At 43.2% G+C, this 6,183-nt stretch carries 6 protein-coding genes and 1 tRNA gene; all 7 read right to left on the bottom strand.

All coding sequences use genetic code 11. The features are described from left to right. Positions 1-322: 322 nt before the first annotated feature. The 7 genes from FH749_06420 to FH749_06390 all read right to left on the bottom strand — a co-directional run bounded on the left by FH749_06420 (position 323) and on the right by FH749_06390 (position 6,160). Positions 323-408, bottom strand: a tRNA-Leu gene (locus FH749_06420). A 126-nt stretch (positions 409-534) separates the two neighbouring features. Next, positions 535-864 (bottom strand): hypothetical protein, encoded by a 330-nt coding sequence (locus tag FH749_06415; GenBank protein MTI95109.1) that lies wholly within the window; start codon positions 862-864, stop codon positions 535-537. Between the two features lie 68 nt (positions 865-932). Further along, the gene (locus tag FH749_06410) at positions 933-1,709 is read right to left on the bottom strand and encodes a response regulator (GenBank protein ID MTI95108.1); all 777 of its coding nucleotides are present in this window, start codon (positions 1,707-1,709) and stop codon (positions 933-935) included. A gap of 5 nt (positions 1,710-1,714) precedes the next feature. Further along, positions 1,715-3,220 carry a hypothetical protein gene (locus FH749_06405; protein MTI95107.1) on the bottom strand — a complete coding sequence of 502 codons (1,506 nt, stop codon included), beginning with the start codon at positions 3,218-3,220 and terminating at the stop codon, positions 1,715-1,717. Beyond that, on the bottom strand, positions 3,180-3,374 hold the full coding sequence (locus tag FH749_06400; GenBank protein MTI95106.1) for a hypothetical protein: 195 nt from the start codon (positions 3,372-3,374) through the stop codon (positions 3,180-3,182). Before FH749_06400 ends, FH749_06405 begins: the two co-directional genes overlap by 41 nt. Positions 3,375-3,423: 49 nt before the next feature. Next, complete coding sequence (locus FH749_06395) at positions 3,424-5,073, bottom strand: iron ABC transporter permease (GenBank protein MTI95105.1); 1,650 nt, start codon at positions 5,071-5,073, stop codon at positions 3,424-3,426. Beyond that, the gene (locus FH749_06390) at positions 5,060-6,160 is read right to left on the bottom strand and encodes an ABC transporter ATP-binding protein (GenBank protein MTI95104.1); all 1,101 of its coding nucleotides are present in this window, start codon (positions 6,158-6,160) and stop codon (positions 5,060-5,062) included. Before FH749_06390 ends, FH749_06395 begins: the two co-directional genes overlap by 14 nt. Positions 6,161-6,183 lie beyond the last annotated feature (23 nt).

Here is a 6,183-nt window from a genome sequence, read left to right as displayed (position 1 = left end):
TGCGATGAGCTGCAAGACATAACATTCACTGCTGCTCTTCAATTATTGGTCAGCCTATTCGCTGTATATGTCATGAGCAGGGCTAGACTAAATCAGGAGCACATTAGGGAGCTTTATGGCCAATTTAATGCTGACTTACCTAGTTACTTCAGGAGGTCAGCAGGGTTTTGGGTGTGCGAAACTTGAGTAATTAATCCCAAAACGACCTTAAGTATTTTCAATTTCTATCTCGCCTCCAATCGGGTTTAGATACGGTTTGGATATTTAGCCTAAATAACAAAAATCTCGGGTTCATGTCAAAACCCGAGAAGTCTTATATATTTGGTGCCGAAGGGGAGACTCGAACTCCCACACCCAGAGGGCGCTTGATTTTGAGTCAAGTGCGTCTGCCAATTCCGCCACTTCGGCACAACAGAAATTGTAGCATATAAACCGACCTTTTTCAAGTGCAGCGTTGACTACTTTTTTTGTTATTTTTTGCTTCATTTGCTACATTTCTTGATGATTTTGTTTAGCCAACAGATCTAGATGAGCTTACTCCTCTTCTTGATTTGGAATCAGTTTTTGCAGATCTTGTTTTATATCCAAAAGGGTATTTGCGATAATCGCAATAACCATCAAAATGGCGTAAAAAAGCAGCCCCTGAGCGATAACAATAAGTCCAGAAACTATGTATCCGGAAGCAAATGAACCGATGCCACCTAGAATGCTTACGGCCAGCCAGACGTATGAAAAAAATTTTAGTAATGAAACAGGCCCTGCATTTGCGGTCTCTGGCGTATCAGGATTTTCGCTCATTTCTTTTTCCTTTGCAAGCTGTTCTTCGTCCTTGAAGTAGCCAGACATCAAATTATGTTCGGACATGTTATCTGCCCCCTTTAAGTATTACAACGATTTTAGCATACTTTAAAGATAGAAAGGTATTGTTTTCATCAATTGTTTGTATCTTCCTTGTTGTCCATAGCTTCCTTTTTATATTGAGTTGGAGAAATCCCCACGTATTTGGTGAACACTTCATAAAAATACTTGTATTCATTGAACCCGACCTGCTCGGCAACCTCATAGACCCGGTCGTTGTTCTGCTTCATCAGCACGCAGGCCTGGGCGATGCGATAGCGGATGAGGAACTTGTTTATTGTCATCGATGTCTCTTTCTTGAATACCCGGTTCAGGTAGTCTACCGATACTTCCAGATTGTCAGCAATATCGGAGATCTTAATCTTTTCCGGATAATGGTCGCGAATATATTCATAGCATCCCTTGGTATACGGGGACTTGAAGACAGGTATGTCGATGAACTGCCTAACAATCTCTTCGTCTTCTGTGTTATTAGATGTATCTTCAATCTTTGCCACGGTCTTCTTGATGACTTCTATTAACTCCCGGCGGTCAATTGGTTTTAGGAGATAATCTACGACTCCCAACGAGATTGCTTCTTTAGCGTAATTGAACTCTTCATAGCCCGTGAGAATTACTGCTTCATATCCTTCCTGCTCTTTAGAGAGCCGAAGCATTTCGAGACCATCCATTACCGGCATCCGCAAGTCTGTAAACACAATGTCTGGTTTACACTGGCGGATTTTCTCCAGCCCTTCCTGCCCGTTTTGTGCTTCTGCACAAATTGTGCAGTTCAGTTCCGCGAAGTCCAGCGAAGTCTTAAATCCTTTGCGCAGGATATGCTCATCTTCGACTATTAGAATTTTGTACATTAGATTCACACCCTTACTGCTTTCAGTGTCATGACAATCTTCGTGCCGACATTTTCCTCGCTGCTAATTTTGATGCCATAGGGCTCGCCGAACAAGAGACGAATGCGCTTGTGACTGTTCATTATCCCGACATGACGGTAGTCTTCTTTTAGCGTTTTCAGATTGCTCCGAATTTGTTTCAGTTGTCCTTTTGGTATGCCGGCGCCATTGTCTTCAATAATAATAATCAGTTGGTCATTGACGGCCTTAATTTCTATCCGTAGCTTAAACTCTTGGCCTTGTACATAACCATGATTGATGCTGTTTTCCACCATTGGCTGGATAACTAACTTGGGTACTTTGTAGAGCTCTTTGTCTGGCGCAATGATTTCGTAGGTAAACTGTTTGCCTAAGCGAACCCGTTGCAGCTTAAGATAGTCTTTAATGTACACAAGATCCTGGGCCAAAATTGCCATGCTGTTATCGCTGTAGTCCAGAGAATAACGGAGCAGCCTGGACAACTTAATAATCATACTGTAGGCCTTATCGGGATCTATCGAGATCATATATTTAATTGTGTCCAGGATGTTGAACATGAAATGCGGGTTGAATTGAGACTGCAATTGTTTAATCTCAGCGATATTTGACTGTTTCTCCAGCTCTATATTTTTGACCAGCAAGTCTTCAACTACCGTCAAAAGATTATTATATTGCTGAACAAAGGGCTTCATGTCTTCATTTTCAACTTCCAGATACAAAAGCTTGTTATTTTCCCGGTAATGTTTTAAGGAAATAAATAACTCATCAAAGGTTTTCAAGCTTGTTTTCGCCGCGGAGCTACTGATTCTACGCAAGAAATAAACCATAAAAGCAAGCATGACTATAAAAGCTACCAGCTCAATGACTATCAGTGATCCAATCACATCAAAAGAGGAAACCCCGTAAATCGTCAGGCCGGAAAAGCCTAGCGGCCGTTCATTCAGCATAAAATATCTGTTGCCGATTCTGCTTATCCTACTGTCCAAGAGGGGTTCGTTGTTGAGACGGGTCATTGTGCGGAAAAACGAATTATCGCTGAGGATAACCCGGTTATTTCGATTGACGAGAACATAGTTTGAACCCTTGGTCTGCAAAAAGTCATTAATGTCATTTACAGAAAAGTTAAAAGTAAGATAACCGAGGATTTCTCCATCTTCGCGAATGGTTTTTGATAACGAGTAGATGGCGCCATCATCCAGGGGGGACAGATGATCAATCACTCCCTCATGAACTCCCAACCGGTATTTGAGGAAGCTATCGCCAATTCCCTGAAAAGAAGGGTGACGATGTTTTGCTTCAAATTTTCCATCATTGCTAAACAGCCGGAAATATGCGTTGAAGTCCTGCTGATTTCGGAGTTGGTACAACCGGCTGTAGACAGTAGAAGCATTTTCGCCGGTCCGGAGAAAGTTAAGCACATCCTCGTCGGCGCTCAACTGGTTAATTCCCACTTCAGCAGCGTGCAAACTGGCCGCCAGCGATGGCGATGGCATTGCTGCTTTTTTGATTCTGTAAATCCATCACAAAAGCAAGTAAAAGAGGGGTGACAATCATCAAACTTATACCCCATAAAACGATTGGGATTAAAGCCGTCTTGAATAATGTTTTTTGGATAGCCTTATGGTAGGGAAAAACACTATTCTCCATACTGTCCCCCCTCAATTGATACTTATAGTATAACTAAATGGGGTTGTGCTTAGAGGTTAATCTCCCGCTTACCCGTTAGCTTGAAGAACAGCAGCAAGATAATAATTGTAAACGTAATCAGGATGGTTGACAGTGCACTGGCAACCCCGAAATTACCCCTGATGACTTCAGTGTAGATAGCAATCGTCATTGTTCTTGTGCCTCCAACATAAAGCAGGATTGATGCACTTAACTCACTAATGATTGTAATCCAGCTCATCAATGCTCCAGCCAGGACTCCCGGGAACATGATCGGTAACGTTACTCCGAAGAATGTCTTAAATTGATTGGCGCCCAGGCTCAAAGAAGCTTCTTCAACACTGAGGTTGATCTGCTTGAGGATAGCACTACTGCTGCGAATGGTATAGGGCAGTCTACGTATCACGTATGCAACAATAATGATAAGCGATGTGCCACTAAGCAGAAACGGTCGATTATTAAAGGCAAGGAGCAATGAAATCCCGAGAACAGAACCGGGGATAATATAGGGGAACATTGTAATAGTGTCCAACACGTTTGTCAACATGCTCTTCCGCCTCACAGCGGTATAAGCAATTACTACGCCGATGATGACAATCAGGACAATTGCAATCGACGAGAAAACAAAAGTGTTCTGGATAGCATTGCCCATAGCGCTAAACGCTCTTTGGTAGCTATTCAAGGAAAATCCTTCCACAAATATTGTTCCACGTGTGTTTCTAAATGAGTTGATAAAAACCACAAACAGCGGCAGGATAGCCAAGAAAACACATGTATAGGCATAAGCATGTGAAGCAATGTTCCGCCAGCCGGTAACTTTACGAGGCTCCATTGGACGCATAGCTGACATTTCTATGGTTTTACGATTGGCTATATACTGCTGAAGCAGGAAGACCACTGTTGTAAATATAACTATGGTTACACTGAGCGCGGCTGCAAACGCTTCATCCCGGCCAACTTCGCCGAGGAATGAGTTATAAATCAGAACCGGCAAGGTGCGATATCCTTCTCCAATTAACATCGGTGTGCCAAAGTCGGCCAATACCCGCATAAAAACAAGCAGGCCTGTGGCCAACATCGTTGGCAAAATCAGAGGAAGTACAATCTGCCTGATTTTCGTCAAGCCGACAGACCCAAGGCTTTCCGCTGCCTCATTCAATGAATTATCCATGTTTTTGAGCGCCCCGGAAACATAGAGGTACACAAGTGGGATCATCTTCAGTGAAAATACAAGCATGATTCCATAAAACCCGTAAATTCCGCCTAATTGGACATCGAAAAGGGAGTTTAACAACTTTGTGATAACGCCCGCCCTGCCTAATAGTACAATCCAGGCATAAGCGCCGATAAACGGTGGTGAGAGTACTGAAATGATAATCGCGATATCCATGAAGCTCTTATAACGGATCTTTACAGTCCGGGAGATATAGGCTAGGGTTGTACCGGCAAGAACAGACAGAATTGTTACCGATGCAGTTACCTTGGCGCTATTGATAATCGTATTGGTGTAATAGGGTGTAGATAGCAAGTATCTAAATTTTTCCAGGGTAAAAGATTGAGTCTCAAAGTCATAGATGCTGTTGACAAACACCCGGGAGGCCGGATACAGAAAGAAAAAAGCGAAGAAAGCAAAACAGACCAGAGTAACCAGAGTCCAGCCATCAACTTTAAGCCGTTTCACTTAGCCGCACATCCTTCATCAAGGAAACTTCTGTATCGACATCAAAGACGTTAGCGTCGTTGGCCTCAAAACCCAGGTGTACTTCTTCACCAGCCGGTAGAATTTTTTCGCCTGCTTCATTTACCACCTGGACCAATTGCTTGTTATCTAATTCAACAGTATATTTGCTAATGCTCCCCAAGAACGTACTTTCAACAATTTTGCCCCTAAGTCCCGAAGCTGCAAACTTAAATCCGTGCGGGCGTACGCTCACAGACACCTGTTGACCCTCAGAAGAATCACTGCTCAACTGTGCTGGACGCACCATTGTTCCATCATGCAGACGAATCAGTAAATCTCCTGTCTTACTTGTCAGCACACCGTCAAGCAGATTGGTTTGACCGATAAAGGTGGCGGTAAACAAATTAGCCGGGCGATTATAAATTTCAATTGGAGTACCCACCTGCTGAATCTCACCCGCCTGCATAACTGCAATACGATCAGACATCGCCAGGGCCTCTTCTTGATCATGGGTTACATAAATGGTAGTTATCTTGTATTGGTTTTGAATCTGCTTAATTGCAGAACGCATTTCTACACGTAATTTAGCATCCAGGTTGGACAGGGGTTCGTCCATTAAAAGCACATCAGGCTGAATAACAATTGCCCTGGCCAGAGCGATACGCTGTTGCTGTCCGCCGCTCATATTGGCGGGCATTCTGTCCTTGAGATTGGAAATCTGCACAACGTCGAGAATTTCGTCAACGCGCTGCGAGAGTTCAGGGTTTTTGACTTTTCTTTGTTTGAGGCCAAAACCGACATTCTTGGCAGTGCTCATATGAGGGAAAATAGCGTAGTTTTGAAAAACCATCCCGATATTGCGAACCCGCGGAGCAAGATTGTTGATTAATTTATCGTTAAAGTAAAACTCTCCGCCTTCAATTGTGTTGAATCCGGCAATCATCCGTAGAAGCGTGGTTTTTCCGCAACCACTGGGTCCCAGTAAGGTAAAGAATTCGCCCTCTTTAACTGTTAATGATAAGTCGGGAATAACTGTGTCATTGCCATAACGCTTAACGGCATTGTTAATTTTAATGGTTACACTCATCAAGTCTCCTCCTATTTAAAATG

The organism is Bacillota bacterium (genome assembly GCA_009711825.1).
In the GTDB taxonomy this organism is placed as follows: Bacteria; Bacillota; Proteinivoracia; order UBA4975; family VEMY01; genus VEMY01.
This window is presented reverse-complemented; position numbering and strand designations above follow the sequence as displayed.